The sequence below is a fragment of the Hoeflea sp. IMCC20628 genome (genome assembly GCF_001011155.1).
GTDB lineage: Bacteria > Pseudomonadota > Alphaproteobacteria > Rhizobiales > Rhizobiaceae > Hoeflea.
In genome coordinates this window covers 706,924-725,006 of the sequence record NZ_CP011479.1, presented here as the reverse complement: position 1 = coordinate 725,006, position 18,083 = coordinate 706,924, and the positions used below count along the sequence as shown (strand labels likewise).

Genomic DNA, 18,083 nt, shown 5'->3' with positions numbered 1-18,083 from the left:
AGCAAGCCTTAGAACTTGGCTTTCAGGTTGAGCGAAAACTCGCGGCCCGGCGCCACATAGGTGAAGGGCGAACCGGAGCGGTAACCCGCGTCGTAGTAGGTCGCGTCAGTGACATTGGTGACATTGAACTGCAGTTCCGCGTGTTCGGAGAACTTGTACGTCGCCAGCAGGTCGAGGGTCGTGTAGTCCGGCAGGGTGTTGCCATTGGCCACCGGCCCGCCGAGCTTTCTGCCACCGGCATAGGTCACCCGTGCCCCAAGCGTCAGCTTTTCATTGTACGCATAGGTGCCCAGAAGGCTGAACTGCTGATGCGCAATATTGGCTATGTCCTTGCCGACATTGTCTGCATCGTAGCTTTCGAGGATATTGCTGTCCATAAAGACGGCGCCACCGAACAGGGCGATCCGGTCGGTCAGATTACCTGAGACGCCGACTTCGATGCCCGTCATGGAGTATTTCATGGTGTCGAGATACTGCGTGGGCAGCGGACCGCCACGGCCGTCAGGATCGAAATCCTCGCGCGCATTCGACTTGACCGTATGGAAGAGGGCAGCCGTCAGCAACAGATGGTCATTGTACTGGTACTTGACCCCTGCTTCGTAGGACATGTTGCGCTCGGGCGCCAGGATCGCGCCACCGTCATCGAGACCGCCGTAGAAGCTGCCACCGGCGGCGATTTCCTGCCCGGACGGATTTGAGGAGCTTGCAATGGCTGCATACAGGCTGGTGTTTTCCCACGGCTTGTAGGTGACACCGGCATTCCAGTTGAACAATGTGTCCTTGCGCGACAGATCCGTGGTGTCGGTACTGCGCTTGTTGTCATAGAAATCCACGCGAACACCGCCATTGATCAGCCACTGATCGGACAGTTCGATCGTGTCGAGCGCATACAGCGATGTCGTGCGAACCTTGGTGATGGTGGCTGAATCACCCAGAACCGGAGCTTCACCTGACCAGCAGCCTTCGGCGATCGGGTTCGGGTTGACTGCACTTACCGTACAGCCGCGTTGTCCGGCCGGCGGCAGATAGTCTTCGCTCTGCAGGTTCTGATAGCCGCGCGTGTTCACCTTCTCGTCGCTGTAGCTCAGACCGGCCACATAGGTGTGCGTGACGCCACCCAATGTGCTTTCGCCGGACAATTCCAGTACGTCGGCGAACACGTCAGTCACCTGGTATCGGCTCTTGAAACTCAGGCCAACCTGCCAGTCGTTGATGTCGTCCGACCCGTTGGTGTTCAGGCTGCTGGGTGCGGTGAGCACGTAATCATTGATCGAATGGGAGTAACGAGCCGTGTTTGTCAGCTTGAGACTGTCGGTCAGTTCATAGATCGTCTTGATAGTCCCGACGGTCTGCGTCACGTCCTGATAATCGCGTCCGACCACTCCGTAAAATGTTGCACGGTCGACCCCAAATTCGGGCACAGGGCCGCCATTGTCCGACACATAGGGAACGCCCCAGTCCGGCGTCTGGTTGATAACCGTGCGCGCGACGTCGGCCTCGATTGTGAACTGATCGGTAGGCTTGATCGTCACCGCTGCGGCAAAGCCACGCCGGTCATCCTCGACATTGTCACGGCCTGCGACATTGCCATCCTGAACCAGCGCGTTGATGCGAAGCTGGATCTGCTCGTTGAAAGCATGGTTGAAATCGATCGTGGCGCGTTTGGTTTTAGCGCTGGTCACCGTCGAAGAAGCCTCGAAGAACGAGACGTCCTTGGCCTTCTTTGACACGATATCAAGCGCACCACCGGTTGTGCCGCGCCCGCCGATTGTTCCGGCTGGACCTTTGATCACTTCGATCTGCTCGGTGTTGAATGTCTCATGTACGCTGATGCCGGAATCGCGGACCCCATCGATATAGAGGTCGTTGTTGGCCTTGAAGCCACGGATATAGATGTTGTCGCCGAAGGAATTGCCGCCCTCGCCGAAACCCAGCGAGATGCCCGGTGTGGTGCGCGCAATTTCGCGAACCGATGTCATGCCGGTGGCTTCCAGAACTTCCTTGCCGATTGCCGTTACTGTCCGTGGCGTATCGGCAATGCTGCCTGGCAAGCGGGAATTGGCCAACCGGTCGCTTTTGAAAGGTGCGTCGGGATCGGCATAGGGATTGCCCCGTGCAATTTCCTTGGCCTTCGCAGTAGCCTCGGCGGCTGCCCGGGCTTCGGCTTCGGCGCGCTGATTAGCAGCTTCCAGTGCTGCGGCGCGTGCGGCAGCCGCATCTGCCTGGCGCTTGGCGCTGGCGGCTGCGGCACGTTGTGCAGCGCGCTTGCTTGCTGCTGCGGCTTCCTGCTTTGCCGCCGCGGTAACAGCTGCAGGCTGCCTTTGTTGCGTGGTCTCGACATCAACGGTCGGAAGCACGATGGTCTCGCCGTCCTGTGCCAGCGCGTGATGTGTACCCACAGCGATAAAACAGGCTGTAGCCACTGTAGCGCTCAACATGTCTGAAATCTGCGAGTGTGAATTTTTACGACAGCCGGAATCCGGCTCGCCCCTGAGCGAGACTTTCATGTCCCATCCCCCATTTAGAATGTGCAACGATTGGTGAGCCTCCCATAAGGACATTCCGCAGGGAGAAATTGGTTGGCTGGCTCACAATCCTCAAACAGGGAAAGTTGGCGGGCTACGATGATCGACCTAATACTTGACTATTTTGGTCAAGTAAAGTGCAGGAGCGTGAACGACGGTTGGGCCAGCGCAGAAAAATGGTTGCGTCAGCCAGTCGACAACATGGCAAACCATTGATTTAAATGTTTTTTCCAAGGAATTTCCCTAACCGTCAAAACTCCGACCAAGGTAAAAACACAGCCCTGCTGTTGCAAATTGGATACAGAACAGCCTTCGCAGGCCTGTGCAAAGGCTGCAAACCCGATCGCCCCAAAGTGAGCCTTTCAAACCTAAAGCGAACCCTCTAAGTTGAGCCAAATCGTCAAAAAGAAAGCGACTGAAATCCATGCCCAAGGATGACCTCCTCCACTTCGAGGACATGAGCCCTGGAACTGTGTTCCCGCTTGGCCCAAAACATGTTTCCGCCGACGAGATCATCGCCTTTGCGATGGAATTTGACGCCCAACCCATGCATCTCGACGCTGAGGCCGGCCGCAATTCCATCCTTGGCGGTCTGGCCGCATCGGGCTGGCACAGCTGTGCGATGATGATGCGGATGATGGCCGATTCCTATCTGCTGCGCACCGCCGCCGAAGGTGCTCCCGGTATCGATTTCGTCAAGTGGAAGCGACCGGTTCTCGCGGGCGACGTGCTGTCAGGTGAAACCAGAGTCCTTGATAGCCGCGAATCCAAATCCCGGCCCGGGATCGGCATCGTCAGCTTGCGCCATGAATTGAGAAACCAGAACGGCGATACCGTGCTGGAATCGGAGAACCCGGTGATGGTACACCTTCGGACCGCGGAGACAGCCCAATCATGATCATTGACCCAGTCTTCGAACCCGGCACACGCAGGGAATTGGGCAGCCATGTCTTTACTGCAGAGGCAATCATTGATTTTGCCCGCCAGTTCGATCCGCAGCGCTTCCATATCGACGCCGAAGCCGCCAAGGACAGCATCTTCGGCGGCCTGTGCGCATCGGGATGGCACACCGCCGCAACCTGGATGAAGCTCAACCTGGCATCCAACGCCGCCGAGGCGAAACTGGCCGACGCCGAGGGCCGCAGCCTGCCCGAGTTTGGCCCCTCCCCCGGTTTCCGCAATCTCAGATGGTTCAAACCGGTCTTTGCCGGTGACGAAATTTTCTACTCCCGCACCGTTCGCGGAACCAGGCCACTCGCCTCAAGGCCGGGCTGGTCGATCCTCGAACTGACCTCCGAGGCTTGCGACAAGGATGGTGAACTGGTGATGAGTTTCGATTCAGCCGCGCTGATCAGGTTTGCCGTCGCAGGCGACGACACCTAGCAGCAAACGCAGCGCTACACGAAACCCCACTAAGCCTGAAAGATCGGTTCAGTGGCCTTCGTAGGAGACCAGCGTGCGCACCTGCACGCCGAGATCTTCGAGCTTTTTGCGCCCGCCAAGATCCGGCAGGTCGATGACGAAGCAGGCCGCGACGATGTTGGCGCCCATCTGGCGCAGCAATTTGACAGCACCTTCCGCCGTGCCGCCGGTGGCGATCAGATCGTCGACCAGGATGACGCTTTCGCCCTCCATGATCGCGTCCCTGTGCATTTCCATTTCATCGACACCATATTCAAGGCTGTAGGCCACCCGCACAGTGTCATGCGGCAGCTTGCCCTTCTTGCGGATCGGCACGAATCCTGCCGACAACTGGTGCGCCATGGCGCCGCCGAGAATGAAGCCGCGCGCCTCTATGCCTGCAATTTTAGAGACCTGAAGCCCGGCATAGGGATGCACCAGTTCATCAATCGAGCGCCGGAAAGCCCGCGGCGCACCAAGCAGTGTGGTGATGTCGCGGAACAGGATGCCCGGCTTGGGGTAATCCGGAATCGTGCGTATGGCAGCGCGCAGTTCGTTTTCAAGATCGGTCATGGACGTGGTCCTCAGAGTGTATGTCACCTTGCGACGAGGCAAGGCGCAGCGCAAGCCGGACATGAAAACGCCGCCCGGAGGCGGCGCATTCAGATTATTCCAAACCCTGAGGCTTAGTGCTCCTTGTTGGAGTACACGGCCTTCTTGGTCAGGTACATCAGCGCGGAGAAGATCGCCAGGAACAGGATCACCATGAACCCGGTGCGCTTGCGCTCTTCCATGTGCGGCTCGGCCGCCCACATCATGAATGCGGCTACGTCATGGGAATATTGATCCAGTGTTTCCGGTGCGCCGTCATCATAGGTGACCTGCTCGTCCGACAGCGGCGGAGCCATTGCAAGTTCAGAGCTGCCAAGGAAATACGGGTTGTAATAGGTACCTTCAGCCACTTCATGACCGTGTGGCGCTTCTTCATAACCGGTCAGCAGCGAGTAGATGTAGTTCGGGCCGCTCTCGTTATAGCCGGTGAACACATCCAAGATGAACTGCGGGAAGCCGCGTTCGACATAGCGCGCCTTGGCCAGCAGCGAGAAGTCAGGCGGGGCGGCACCACCATTGGAGGCCGCGGCTGCTTCCTCGTTCGGGAACGGCGACGGGAAGTGATCCGAAGCAACGGCCGTACGCGTAAACATGTCGCCATCGGCATTCGGCCCGTCTTCGACTTCATAGTTAGCTGCGAAGGCTTTGACCTGATCCTCGGAATAGCCAAGCGCACCAAGGGTGCGGAAGGGGACAAGGTCCATCGAGTGGCAAGCCGAACAGACTTCGACATAGACCTTCAGGCCGCGCTGCAACTGCCCCTTGTCAAAAGTCCCGAAGGGACCGGCAAAAGACCAGCTTTGCTCTTTCGGATGGTGGATCGGGTAATGCGGGGTTCCGCCTTCCTCTTCCGAGGCAACTGCCGAGCCGACACCAATGATGGCGGCCAAAGCGAGCGGAACGATGCTTGCAATAAGCTTTTTCATATCTCAGTTCCTTTCGTCGCGCCGCTCAGCCGCGTGTTTCTGGTGAGGCGGCCGCGGACGACGCAGCCCCGCCACTGCCGCCATTTTTGGCAAGCACGGCTTCGGTGATGGAGTTCGGCAGACGCTTGGGCGTTTCGATCAACCCCAGCACCGGCAGGATGACCAGGAAGAACGCGAAGTAGTACAGCGTCGAAACCTGCGCCATGACCGTGTAGGCGCCTTCCGCCGGCTTGGCACCGAGCCAACCCAGGAAGATCGCGTTGGCGACGAAGAGCCAGAAGAACAGCTTGTACCAAGGGCGGTAGACTGCCGAGCGGACCTTCGAGGTATCGAGCCAAGGCAGCACGAACAGCACTGCAATGGATCCGAACATGGCCAGCACGCCGCCAAGCTTGGAATCGATCGGTCCGATGTTGAAGGTGATGGCGCGCAGGATCGCGTAGAACGGCAGATAGTACCATTCCGGAACGATGTGCGCCGGCGTCTTCAACGGGTTCGCCGGGATGTAGTTGTCAGCATGACCGAGGAAGTTCGGCATGAAGAAGATGAAGTAGGCGAAGATCATCAGGAAGATGCTCATCGCCAGACCATCCTTGATGGTCGCATAGGGCGTGAACGCAACCGTGTCCGTCTTCGACTTCACTTCAACGCCGGTCGGGTTGGTCTGACCGGTGACGTGCAATGCCCAGACATGCAGGATCACAACACCGACGATCATGAATGGCAGCAGATAGTGCAGCGAGAAGAAGCGGTTGAGCGTCGGGTTATCGACCGCAAAGCCGCCCAGCAGCAATTGCTGGATCGGCTCGCCGATCCCCGGGAACGCCGTGAAGAAGCCGGTGATCACCGTTGCCCCCCAGAACGACATCTGGCCCCATGGCAGCACATAGCCCATGAACCCGGTTGCCATCATCAACACAAAGATGATGACGCCGAGGATCCACAGCACTTCGCGCGGCGCCTTGTAGGAGCCGTAATACATGCCGCGTGCGATATGCAGATACACGGCGATAAAGAAGAACGATGCGCCGTTGGCGTGCATGTAACGCAACAGCCAGCCGGAATTGACATCGCGCATGATCTTTTCGACCGAGTTGAAGGCGAGGCCAGAATCGGCGGCGTAATGCATGGCCAGCACGATGCCGGTCACCAGCTGCACTATCAGCATCACCGACAGGATACCGCCGAAGGTGTAGGCGTAATTCAGGTTCCGCGGCACCGGGTAGGAGACGAAACTGTCATGCACAAGCCGGGTAACCGGCAGGCGCGCATCCATCCACTTTCCGAATCCGGTGGTGGGCTGATAAGTCGAATGATCACTGCTCATGGTCTAAAGCCCCCTTAGCCGATTTTGATAACGCTGTCAGACACGAAGGAAAACACCGGTACTGGCAGGTTTTCCGGCGCCGGACCTTTGCGGATACGGCCGGCTGTGTCGTAGTGCGAGCCGTGGCATGGGCAGAACCAGCCACCGAAATCACCGGCCTGACCAAGCGGGATGCAGCCCAGATGGGTGCAGACGCCGATCATAACCAGCCAGTTTTCCTTGCCTTCGCCAGCTGAACGATCGGCATCGGTTGCCTCGGAGCCGGCGGCAATGTTCGCGTTGCGCGCGTCGGGATCCTTGAGATCGTCAAGCGCAACGGATTTCGCTTCCTCGATTTCGGCATCGGTGCGATTGCGAATGAACACGGGCTTGCCGCGCCATTTCACCGTCAACGACATGCCCGGCTCAAGGCTTTCAACGTTCACTTCAATCGAGGACGCTGCCAGCGTCGAAGCGTCGGGGCGCATCTGGTCGATGAACGGCCAGGCAAAACTGCCCACGCCGACCACGCCTGCCATCCCCGTGGCGATGTAAAGAAAATCGCGGCGGGTGGGTTCACCCGCGCCTTCGCTTTGTGTCATTGGCTCACTCACGGCTCAACGTCCTCTTCAAGCTGCGTCCGGACCAGCATTCCGCCCCACTGGTGTTAGCAGGTTCGGCCATACCGCTATAGGCGGAATCGGCCGATGCCGACAATGCGGCGGAATTCTGTCAATCGCGCGGTTTCTAAGCGGGTTGGAAGGATAAGTCCAGACCAGACGATGGGAGAAGGGCACATTGTCGCGGGAAAACTGCGCAGCTATTCCGCAGCTTCGTCCATGCCGATGAATCCGCCCGACTGCCGCGCCCACAAATCGGCGTAAAGCCCGCCCCGCGCGATCAATTCAGCATGGGTGCCGGCCTCGATGATCCGGCCATTGTCCATCACCACCAAACGGTCCATCCGGGCGATGGTGGATAGCCTGTGGGCAATGGCAATGACGGTTTTACCTTCCATCAACTCGTCAAGGTTTTCCTGAATGGCGGCTTCGACTTCCGAATCGAGTGCCGATGTCGCCTCGTCCAGCACCAGAATAGGCGCGTTCTTGAGCATGACCCGGGCGATGGCGATTCGCTGGCGCTGCCCGCCTGACAATTTGACGCCGCGATCACCGACATGAGCGTCGAGCCCGGTACGGCCACGCTGATCCGACAAATTATTGATGAATTCGAGCGCCTCAGCCGTCCGCGCTGCCTCGAGAATCTCGGCATCATCTGCGTCAGGGCGCCCGAAAACGATGTTTTCACGGATGGAGCGATGCAGCAGCGACGTGTCCTGGGTGACCATGCCGATGGCCTGGCGCAACGATTCCTGCCTGACATCGGCAATATTCTGACCGTCAATCTCGATCCGGCCCGATTTCAGATCGTAAAACCTGAGCAGCAAATTGACGAATGTCGACTTGCCAGCGCCGGAGCGGCCGACCAGACCGAGCTTTTCTCCCGGCGCAATCGTCAGTGAAAGATCATCAATCACCGGCAATCTGGGATCATAGCCGAAACTCGCATGGTCAAAACGGATGCCAGCCGAATCAACCGCAAGATCCTTCGCACCGTCACTGTCCCGCAAGCCGATCGGGCGCGCCACAAGTTCAGCCGAATTCTGCACCGTGCCGAGATTGCGCATCAGCGAATTGAGCTGCGTCATCATCCGCCCCAGCAGCATGTTGAGCCTGAGCACCAGCGACAGCGTGAACGCCACCGAGCCGACCGAGATCGCGCCGGTCAGCCACAGATTGATCGAAAACCCGGCAATTGCCGCGATCATGATTCCCGACAACGCCGCCAGCGAGGCCCGCACCCCGGTCAGATGCCGGGTGAACGGTATGATAGCGGCGATAAACTGATCAAACCCCTGCTTTATGTAACGGTCATTGTCGGCTTCACGGGCATAGAGCTTGAGTGTCTGAATGTTCGAATAGCTGTCGGTGAGGCGTCCAGTCAGCATGGCAGATGCCTCGGCATTGGCCCGGGCATAACGTCTTATGCGCGGCACGAAGAACCGGGCCAACACCCCGAAGGCTGCAATCCACACCAGCACCAGCGCTGACAGTCTCCAGTCAAGCTGCGCCACCAGCGCCATGGTGGTGATGGTGTAGATCAGGATGAACCAGACCACCTGCAGCAGCGACACCATGAAGTCGCCGGTGGCCTGTCCCGCCGACCAGACTTTCGAGACAATGCGGCCGGCAAAATCATTCTGGAAAAACGCCAGATCCTGCCGCGACACATGCGCATGCGCCTGCCAGCGCACCAGATTGTAAAAACCCGGAACAACTGTTTGCTCCTCGACCAGCGCGGCAACGGTGACAACCAGAAAACGCGCCACTATCACGACAAACAGCATGAACGCCAGTGTCGGGCCATGCGCCGCGATCAACCCGTCCCATCCAGCACTTGGCTCGGCCGCATCCAGCACATCGACCAGCAGTCCGACGAAATAGAACAGCGCCGCCTCGAGCAATGCCACCAGACCGCCCAACGCCAGCATTGCGGCGAAAGCGCCCTTGGCCTGCCCGACATAATGCCACAGAAATGCCCGCGTCGATGCCGGCGGCCGGTAGCTCGAGCGCCGGACAAACGGATCGATCCAGCGTTCGAACAGGGCGAGGACGGGACGAAAGATCATGCGTGCAACAATAGTGCGCAGTTGCGGTTTGGCAATGCCATCAACCCTCTACTCCGCAGCCGTTACATCAGCATCCACATCGATGAAGCCGCCCGATTGCCGCGACCACAAATCGGCATAAATGCCACCTGACCTGATCAGGTCGTCATGAATGCCGGTTTCGACAATCTCGCCCCCGTCCAGCACCACCAGCCGGTCCATTTCTGCGATGGTCGACAGGCGGTGCGCGATGGCAATCACGGTCTTGTTCTCCATCAGCGCGAACAGGTTTTCCTGAATTGCGGCTTCAACCTCCGAATCAAGCGCCGAAGTAGCCTCGTCGAGCACCAGGATCGGCGCATCCTTCAAGAACACCCGTGCGATGGCTATTCGCTGGCGCTGTCCGCCGGAAAGCTTGACGCCGCGTTCACCGACATGGGCATCCAGTCCGGTACGCCCGGCAAGATCTTCCAGCCCGTCGATGAAATCCAGCGCATTGGCCTTGCGCGCCGCCTCGATGATTTCGGCTTCTGTCGCTTCCGGACGGCCATAGGCGATGTTGGCACGGACGGAACGATGCAGCAGCGACGTATCCTGACTGACCATGCCGACCTGCCCGCGCAGGCTGTCCTGGCTCACCTGCGAAATGTCCTGGCCATCAATCAGCACCCGCCCGGACTCGAGATTGTAAAATCTGAGCAAAAGATTGACGAGCGTCGTCTTGCCCGCGCCGGAGCGGCCGACAAGGCCTATCTTCTCCCCTGGCTTGATCGACAGCGAGAGGTTTTCGATCACCCCACTCTGCTTGCCATAATGAAAGCGGACATTTTCGAACTCAAGGCCGCCCTTTTTGGCGACAATCGCACCCGCACCGGGCCGGTCGACGACGTCTTGCGGCTTTATCATCATGCCCATGCCGTCCTGAACCACGCCGATATTCTCGAAGAAGCCAGACACCTCCCACATGATCCACTGCGACATGCCGTTTATTCTGAGCGAAAGCCCGATGACGACGGCAATGGCGCCGACCGACACAATGCCGTTCAACCAGAAGCCGATCGACATCGCCGAGACGACGAACACCAGAACCGAATTGTTGAAATAGATCAGCGACTGGAACAGCGTCACCTGGCGCATTTGCCGGTGAACGGTCTGCAGGAACATATCCATGCTTTCCTGCGCATAGGTCTCTTCCCGACCGGCATGCGAAAACAGTTTGACCGTCGAGATGTTGGTATAGCTGTCGACCACCCGGCCGGTCATCGCCGAGCGCGCATCAGCCTGATCCGTCGAGATTCGCTTCAGCTTCGGCACGAAATGCACGATCAGGCCGACATATATCGCAATCCAGAACAACAAAGGCAAAACCAGCCGCCACTCGGCGCTCGCCACCATGCCGATCATGGCAATGAAATAGACCAGCACATAGACGAACACGTCCAGCAGCTTCATCACCGCTTCACGAATCGACAGCGAAGTCTGCATCACCTTGGTGGCAACCCGGCCGGCAAATTCGTCGGAAAAGAAGCTCAGGCTCTGGCGCAGCAGATAGCGATGCATCTGCCAGCGCGCGATCATCGGATAATTGCCCAGCAACGTCTGGTGGATAATCAGCGAATGCAGAACCACCGTGACCGGAAGGGCGACAAGCACAATCGCGCCCATCAGCACCAGACGGCCCGATTCGCGTTCCAGAAAGCCTTGCGGGTCGGAGTTGGCAAGCCAGTCGACAATCGAACCCAGAAACCCGAACAGCATCACTTCGCCGATCGAAATCAGCGCGGTCAGAATGCCCATGGCAATCAGCCACGGCGCCGCATCACGCGAATAGTGCCAGCAAAATGCCACAAGCCCTTCGGGCGGCGCGGAAGGCACTGCCTCAGGATAGGGATTTAGTCGACGTTCAAACCATCCAAACATGGATGTCTCCTTGAATATAACCGCATGTCTCGCATGTGCAGCGCACCGGCAAAACCGTAGTGAAGGCAAAGGTCACGCGATGGCGCTTATCGCCCATCAAGCAGGGCACGGAAGCTGAAATTGGAAACTGAAACCGCGATAAAGCCGTTTGGGAGGTGGCTCAGGCCACCGGCAGGAAGCTGATATAAATGATGCGCATTACGGCCTCCGTCAGGTTCGCGTTAAAGATAGCCCCGTTTAGACCAGTTTCCACAACTCCGCCAGTTTGTCGCAGCCGGTTTCTGTCGATATGACGCTATCCTTGCTTGAATTTGTGACAAAATAAACACAGAAACTGCCACCATGACCAAACCTCTCATTGCACTCTACCAGCCCGACATTCCCGGCAACACCGGCGCCATCTTGCGGCTCGGCGCCTGTTTCGGCCTCGGCATCCACATCATCGGCCCGGCCGGCTTCGACATGACCGACCGCTCGCTCAAGCGCGCCGGGATGGATTATATCGAAATGGCGGCATTGACCCGCCATGATGGCTGGGAGGAGTTCGAGATCTGGCGCGCAACCGAGAAGCGCCGCCTGGTGCTGATGACCACTCAATCGGCCACGCCCTATACCGATGACAGCGACCAGACCATTACCGCCCAGGACGTGGTGCTGTTCGGCCGCGAGAGTGCCGGCGTACCGCCCAAGGTCCACCACGCAGCCGACGCGCGGCTGACCATTCCGATGGCCGAAGGACGGCGCAGCCTAAACCTTGCGATGAGCGTTGCCATCATCGCCGGCGAGATCACCCGCCGTTTCGGGCTGTAGGCGCATAACGCATCAGTCATAGTGGACAACTTCGAACTCGATGCCGTTCTCGTCGTCGAAATAGAACCGACGGCCTGGTTCGTAATCGGCGTGGCTGTGGGTGGCATAGCCCAGCGCCTTGACCTTTGCCTCGACCGTATCGAGATCATCAACCACGATACCAACGTGATTGAGGCTGCCAACCCGGTCTTTCTGGATTTCGTGGCGGGCGCGCACCGTCTTGGGGGTGTAGATCGCCAGATAATCCACATTTGTCCCTACATGGATGGACAGGCCATCACCAAGCGCCGGCCCCTGCCAGCGGATCTTCCAGCCAAACACATCGCACAGCCATTTGGCTGTGGCAGGCGCGTCGGCGACGGTGAAATTGACGTGTTCGAGGGTGGATTGGGACATGGTTCTGCTCCTTCAACTCATGGGCGGTTGCCTGTGATGAAAGCCATGTTACTTTCTCAAGTGAACTTGAGCTCAAGAGGTTTTTTCACTGATGTCCATCGCTGCCGCAAAGGGTCTGCTCTCCATCGGGGAAGTGGCCAGCCGCACCGGGCTCGCCGTTTCGGCCATCCGCTATTATGACGATGAGGGGCTGGTCGCGGCGCGGCGAACGCCGGGCGGCAAGCGGATGTTTCTCCGCTCCGACATCAGGCGGCTGTCGTTCATCCTGATTGCCCAGCAACTGGGATTTACGCTCGAGGACATCCGCGTCCAGCTCAGGCAATTGCCGCTGGAGCGAACGCCCACCAAACGCGACTGGGAAAAGATCAGCAAAGGATTTCGCGCCCATCTCGACGCCCGCATCGGCATGCTGGAGCGGCTGCGCGATCGCCTCGACGGCTGTATCGGCTGCGGCTGCCTGTCGCTCGATGCCTGCAAGCTCTACAACCCGGACGACCGCGCGAAAAAGACCGGAACCGGACCCCGGCTGGTGGTGCAGAAATCTGTTGACGCTGAAGAGGCCTGAGGCAGGTCCTTACGACAGCAGGCCAGCCGCTTTCGACTCAGTCAGCGGTCGGCAGGCGGCGCATGGTGAATTCGATGGTATCGCCCTCGCCCGGCAGCGCCCGCCAGCTTTCCACTTCGGTCCAGTAGGCGGCTTTCGGCCAGTTGGAAAACCATTCCTGTGCTTTTTCGCGTGCCTCGCCACGGGTGAGACGGTACGTTTTGCGAACAAAGCCGCCGGGTCTGCCAGCAGATTTCTCGCTGCGCGACCGGGCGATTTCACGGCGCAGGCCATCAAGTGGCGGACGGCGGGGTGGAAATTTGCTCATCTTCCTTCCTTGCTGGATCAATTCTAACGCAAAATCTTTCATGCTGCGAGTCCCCTGCGGCATCATTGCATACCCCTAAAAGGTGCAGTTACATCCTTCCGGCGGTGCTGCTATGACACGCCAATAGTTAAGACGAGGACATCACATGGAACGCCCAATCCTGCCGGTCGGCCTGCCCGATGACATCGAGGACAAGAAGACCAAAGCACGTCAGTGGTTCGAGCAGTTGCGCGACCAGATCTGCGCCACATTCGAAACGCTTGAAGACGAAGTCGACATGCCGCAGGCAGATGGCGAACCGGGCCGCTTCGAGAAAACACCCTGGCAGCGCGACGAGGGTGCGGGCGGCGGCGGCACCATGTCGATCCTCAAGGGCCGGCTGTTTGAAAAAGCCGGCGCCCACACCTCGACGGTTCACGGCGAATTCTCACCCGAATTCCGCAAGCAGATCCCCGGCGCCGAGGAAGATCCGCGATTCTGGGCCTCGGGCATTTCGCTGATCGCCCACCCGACCAATCCGCATCTGCCCACCGTGCACATGAACACCCGCATGGTGGTGACGACCAGCCACTGGTTTGGCGGCGGTGCCGACCTCACCCCGGTTCTCGACAATCGCCGCACCCAGACCGACCCCGATACGCGGTTGTTCCACCGGGCGATGCAAATTGCCTGTGATCGCCATGCGGTCGCCGACTACCCGAAATACAAGGAGTGGTGCGACGAGTATTTCTTCCTGCCGCACCGCGACGAGGCGCGCGGCATTGGTGGCATTTTCTACGACTGGCAGCACAGCAGTGACGAGGATGGTGGCTGGGCCGCGGATTTCGCCTTCACCCAAGATGTCGGTCGCGCCTTCAACGTGGTCTACCCGAAGATCGTTCGCGCCAATTTCGACAAATCCTGGACGACCGAGGAACGCCGCGAGCAACTGATCCGCCGCGGCCGCTATGTCGAGTTCAACCTGCTCTATGACCGCGGCACCATTTTCGGCCTGAAGACCGGCGGCAATGTCACCTCGATCCTGTCGTCGCTGCCGCCGGTGGTGATGTACCCGTAGAGAGCAGCAGGGCTCCCGCCCCCGGCAGCACATGACAGGTCAGCTCTCTATTGCGGCGCAAACAGTCGTTTTGCAGTGCACAGGACACGCCTCGCAGTTGAGGCAAAAGAGTTGGAGCGGACCTGCAACATATAATTGCACGGCACATCGAATACCTGAAAGTTTGCTGCATAAAATCAATTTTACGCAGGTAGACGCTGTAGTATCAATGATTTGACATGTCATAAAATGGCAACAATTCACTTGTCAGCACGGCGATGACAAGACACACTTCCCTTTCGTCGGGCCGCTTGCAGCCTGACTTAAGGGAGGAAAACCATGAAACTATCGCTTCTGGCGGGTTTTGCGCTCGCCGCGTCAACCGTACTTGGGTCCGGTGTTGCGCTCGCTGACAATCTCACTCTGTATTGCTCCGCTGACGAGACCTGGTGCCAGTTGATGGCCCGGGGATTTGAGGAAGAAACCGGTATTCGGGTCGACATGACCCGCAAAAGCTCCGGCGAAACCTTTGCCCAGATCAAGGCGGAATCTTCAAATCCGAAGGGCGACATCTGGTGGGGCGGAACCGGTGACCCGCATTTGCAGGCCGCAAATGAAGGCATGACCGAGGAATACATGTCGCCGATGCGTGACCAGCTCAACGACTGGGCCATCCGCCAGGCGGAATCAGCCGGCAACAAGACCATCGGGATTTATTCCGGCGCGCTTGGCTTTGGCTACAACAAGGATCTTCTGGAGAAAAACAACCTGCCGGTTCCGGCCTGCTGGAAGGATTTGACCAAGCCTGAATACAAGGGCCATGTTCAGATGGCGAACCCGAATTCGTCCGGCACCGCCTACACGACGCTTGCCACCATGGTGCAGCTGTTCGGCGAAGAGGACGGGTTCCAGTTCATGAAGGACCTGCACAAGAACATCAATCAGTACACCAAGTCGGGTTCGGCGCCGATCAAGGCAGCAGGCCTGGGCGAGAACACCATCGGCATTGTTTTCATGCATGATGCTGTGTCCCAATCGGCCAGCGGCTTCCCGATTGTCACCGTCGCACCCTGCGAAGGCACCGGCTATGAAATAGGTTCGATGTCGATCATTGCCGGCGGCCGTAATCCGGACTCCGCCCGCAAGTTCTATGACTGGGCCCTGAGCGCAGAAGTTCAGTCACGCGCCAAGGACGTCAAATCATTCCAGGTGCCGTCCAACAAATCGGCAACACAATCGGAACTGGCGCCGGATCTGTCGACCATCAAGCTGATCGATTATGATTTCGAGAAGTATGGCTCGTCCGACGAGCGCAAGCGCCTGCTGAAAAAGTGGGATGACGAAGTCTCGGTACTGCCTCAGTAACCGGCGTGCGGGTCAGGCAGGAAACCGCGAAGTTGCACCCGGCCGTTGTCCTCTGGATGGCGGTCGGGTGGGTCGGCTATGCAGTCCTGCCGTGGTATGGACTTCAGGACAATTTCTTCTCGTTTTCCTGGCTGTTCGACGGCTATCCCTTCGATGCGGAATTTGCGCCGGCTCTGTTTCTCGTCGCCCAGGGAGAGAAAACCTGGCTGGCACCGCTGGCGCTTCCACTTTTATTGCCGCTGCTGCTGTGGCGCAGGCAGAAACAGGATCCGCTGTTCGGCTGGCTTCTCATCGCCATCGGCGCCTTCGGGCTGTTCTGGTTCTTTGCCCAGGGCTATGGCGTTGGCCTGCGCGGCTGGCGTTTCGCCTGGATGACCGAGGCTTTCGGCCCGCTTGACGACCGCCAGTTCGGCATGGGCTATGGCGCCATGCTGGTGGCGGGCGCCTTCCTGTTCCTGCTCGCATTGGGTATCGCGGCCCGCGGCGCGGTCGGCGGCGATGTCTTTGTCGTCAGCAGCATCGGTTTCATCATCGCCGTCGTCGGACTGTTCATCTTCGTGCCGATCGCGCAGATGCTGGCCAGCGCGCTGCTGACCGAGGAAGGCAGCTATTCGCTTTCCACGTTCCTCGCCAAACTGTTTTCCGACCGGATATGGAGTCTCGGTTGCGTGACCAGCGGAACCCGCTGCGGCGTGGCCTGGAACTCGCTGTTTCTCGCCGTCGTCATCGGCTTCATCACCACAGCGCTCGGACTGGTCTTTGCGCTGATCGCCACCCGGACCAATGTCCGTTTCCAGCGCGTGCTCCGCGCCTTGACGGTGTTGCCGGTAATCACCCCGCCCTTCGTTATTGGCCTCGCCATTATCCTGCTGTTCGGCCTTTCCGGCGTCGTCACCCAGGGCTTCTCCTGGCTGTTTGATGTCCAGGCAACGCGCTGGGTCTATGGCCTGCCCGGCCTGATGATCGCCCAGACACTGGCCTTCACGCCGATTGCCTTTCTGGTACTGATCGGCGTCGTCGAAGGCGTCAGCCCGTCGATGGAAGAGGCAGCGCAAACCCTGCGCGCCAACAAGTGGCAAACCTTCTGGACCGTATCGCTGCCATTGATGCGGCCAGGGCTTGCCAATGCCTTCCTGCTTGGCTTTATCGAAAGCATGGCTGATTTCGGCAATCCGCTGGTGCTTGGCGGCAATTACGATGTGTTGTCGACCGAGATCTTCTTCGCCATCGTCGGCGCCCAATATGACCAGTCGCAGGCAGCCATCCTCGCCATCGTGCTGCTGATCTTCACGCTCAGCGCCTTTTACGCCCAGCGCTTCTGGCTCGGCAAGAAATCCTACACCACGGTCGCCGGCAAGGGTGACGCCGGCGTCCACCCTCCGCTGCCCCGCGGCCTGACCATCGTCATTACCGCGCTGGCAACATTCTGGATCCTTGTCACGGTGGTGGTCTATGCGACGATCTTTTACGGCAGTTTCGTCAAGCTGTGGGGCGTCGACACCTCGCTGACCTTCGATCACTACATCCAGGCCTTTGCCATCGGCTGGAACGAATTTGGCCTGCACCTGAAAGGCTCGGCCTGGGCCTCGTTCTGGACGACGATCTGGATTGCCCTGGTGTCGGCCCCGCTGACCGCCATGCTCGGCCTGCTCACCGCCTATCTGCTGGCGCGCCAGCGCTTTGCCGGCAAGAACGCCTTCGAATTCGGCACCATGTTGTCATTCGCCATTCCCGGAACCGTGATCGGCGTGGCCTATGTCATCGCCTTCAACCTGCCGCCGATAGAACTGACCGGCACCGCACTGATCCTGATCCTGTCCTTCATCTTCCGCAACATGCCGGTGGGCGTGCGCGCCGGGGTGGCCTCGATGTCACAGCTCGACAAGAGCCTGGATGAATCCTCGCTGACGCTGGGCGCCAATTCGTTTCAGACCTTCATCCGCATCATCCTGCCGCTGCTGCGCCCGGCCATCCTCGCAGCTTTGGTCTATTCCTTCGTGCGCGCCATGACCGCCATCAGCGCGGTCATTTTCCTCGTCAGCGCCCGCTACAATCTGTCGACCAGTTACATCGTCGGCCGTGTCGAAAACAATGAATATGGCATCGCCATTGCCTATGCCACGGCGCTGATCTTCGTCATGCTGGCCGTCATCGGCGCCATGCAACTGATCGTCGGCAGCCGCAACATCGGTCGTCGTGGCACAGGCCACGCAACCAAACCAATAGCAATTGTGGGAGGCGGATAA

The 18,083-nt window shown here is 58.9% G+C and carries 16 protein-coding genes; 7 read left to right on the top strand and 9 right to left on the bottom strand.

Translation table 11 applies throughout. The features are described 5' to 3' along the window. Positions 1–8 precede the first annotated feature (8 nt). Positions 9–2,438 (bottom strand): TonB-dependent siderophore receptor, encoded by a 2,430-nt coding sequence (locus IMCC20628_RS03395; protein WP_047032219.1) that lies wholly within the window; start codon positions 2,436–2,438, stop codon positions 9–11. A gap of 511 nt (positions 2,439–2,949) precedes the next feature. On the opposite strand from IMCC20628_RS03395, the gene IMCC20628_RS03390 reads away from it, so the two are divergent. Next, positions 2,950–3,423: a MaoC family dehydratase gene (locus IMCC20628_RS03390; protein ID WP_047029041.1), complete on the top strand. Its 474-nt coding sequence runs from the start codon at positions 2,950–2,952 to the stop codon at positions 3,421–3,423. Continuing rightward, entirely contained in the window at positions 3,420–3,908 is a 489-nt protein-coding gene (locus tag IMCC20628_RS03385) for a MaoC family dehydratase (RefSeq protein WP_047029040.1), read from the top strand. The genes IMCC20628_RS03390 and IMCC20628_RS03385 overlap by 4 nt, the downstream gene beginning before the upstream one ends. Positions 3,909–3,956: 48 nt before the next feature. Here the strand turns inward: IMCC20628_RS03385 and IMCC20628_RS03380 are convergent, their stop codons facing one another. The 6 genes from IMCC20628_RS03380 to IMCC20628_RS03355 all read right to left on the bottom strand — a co-directional run bounded on the left by IMCC20628_RS03380 (position 3,957) and on the right by IMCC20628_RS03355 (position 11,358). Continuing rightward, complete coding sequence (locus IMCC20628_RS03380; RefSeq protein ID WP_047029039.1) at positions 3,957–4,499, bottom strand: adenine phosphoribosyltransferase; 543 nt, start codon at positions 4,497–4,499, stop codon at positions 3,957–3,959. Positions 4,500–4,612: 113 nt separating this feature from the next. After that, positions 4,613–5,464: a cytochrome c1 gene (locus IMCC20628_RS03375; RefSeq protein ID WP_047029038.1), complete on the bottom strand. Its 852-nt coding sequence runs from the start codon at positions 5,462–5,464 to the stop codon at positions 4,613–4,615. A 25-nt stretch (positions 5,465–5,489) separates the two neighbouring features. Then, positions 5,490–6,791: a cytochrome b N-terminal domain-containing protein gene (locus IMCC20628_RS03370; protein ID WP_047029037.1), complete on the bottom strand. Its 1,302-nt coding sequence runs from the start codon at positions 6,789–6,791 to the stop codon at positions 5,490–5,492. A gap of 14 nt (positions 6,792–6,805) precedes the next feature. After that, positions 6,806–7,384, bottom strand: a complete 579-nt coding sequence (gene petA / locus IMCC20628_RS03365) for a ubiquinol-cytochrome c reductase iron-sulfur subunit (RefSeq protein ID WP_047029036.1) — start codon at positions 7,382–7,384, stop codon at positions 6,806–6,808. A 206-nt stretch (positions 7,385–7,590) separates the two neighbouring features. Further along, a complete protein-coding gene (locus IMCC20628_RS03360) occupies positions 7,591–9,459 on the bottom strand; it encodes an ABC transporter ATP-binding protein (RefSeq protein WP_047029035.1) in 1,869 nt (622 codons plus the stop codon). Between the two features lie 48 nt (positions 9,460–9,507). Continuing rightward, entirely contained in the window at positions 9,508–11,358 is a 1,851-nt protein-coding gene (locus IMCC20628_RS03355) for an ABC transporter ATP-binding protein (RefSeq protein ID WP_047029034.1), read from the bottom strand. Between the two features lie 342 nt (positions 11,359–11,700). On the opposite strand from IMCC20628_RS03355, the gene IMCC20628_RS03350 reads away from it, so the two are divergent. Beyond that, positions 11,701–12,168 (top strand): tRNA (cytidine(34)-2'-O)-methyltransferase, encoded by a 468-nt coding sequence (locus IMCC20628_RS03350; RefSeq protein WP_047029033.1) that lies wholly within the window; start codon positions 11,701–11,703, stop codon positions 12,166–12,168. Positions 12,169–12,180: 12 nt separating this feature from the next. On the opposite strand, the gene IMCC20628_RS03345 is transcribed toward IMCC20628_RS03350, so the two are convergent. Further along, a complete protein-coding gene (locus IMCC20628_RS03345; protein ID WP_047029032.1) occupies positions 12,181–12,564 on the bottom strand; it encodes a VOC family protein in 384 nt (127 codons plus the stop codon). A gap of 91 nt (positions 12,565–12,655) precedes the next feature. On the opposite strand from IMCC20628_RS03345, the gene soxR reads away from it, so the two are divergent. After that, the gene (gene soxR / locus IMCC20628_RS03340; protein ID WP_197078383.1) at positions 12,656–13,129 is read left to right on the top strand and encodes a redox-sensitive transcriptional activator SoxR; all 474 of its coding nucleotides are present in this window, start codon (positions 12,656–12,658) and stop codon (positions 13,127–13,129) included. A gap of 37 nt (positions 13,130–13,166) precedes the next feature. On the opposite strand, the gene IMCC20628_RS03335 is transcribed toward soxR, so the two are convergent. Further along, a complete protein-coding gene (locus IMCC20628_RS03335; RefSeq protein ID WP_047029031.1) occupies positions 13,167–13,436 on the bottom strand; it encodes a hypothetical protein in 270 nt (89 codons plus the stop codon). 145 nt (positions 13,437–13,581) lie between these two features. On the opposite strand from IMCC20628_RS03335, the gene hemF reads away from it, so the two are divergent. The 3 genes from hemF (at position 13,582) to IMCC20628_RS03320 (ending at position 18,083) form a co-directional block, all read left to right on the top strand. Continuing rightward, positions 13,582–14,493 carry an oxygen-dependent coproporphyrinogen oxidase gene (gene hemF / locus IMCC20628_RS03330; protein ID WP_047029030.1) on the top strand — a complete coding sequence of 304 codons (912 nt, stop codon included), beginning with the start codon at positions 13,582–13,584 and terminating at the stop codon, positions 14,491–14,493. A gap of 318 nt (positions 14,494–14,811) precedes the next feature. After that, positions 14,812–15,837 (top strand): ABC transporter substrate-binding protein, encoded by a 1,026-nt coding sequence (locus tag IMCC20628_RS03325; protein ID WP_047029029.1) that lies wholly within the window; start codon positions 14,812–14,814, stop codon positions 15,835–15,837. A 32-nt stretch (positions 15,838–15,869) separates the two neighbouring features. Further along, entirely contained in the window at positions 15,870–18,083 is a 2,214-nt protein-coding gene (locus IMCC20628_RS03320) for an iron ABC transporter permease (protein ID WP_245307870.1), read from the top strand.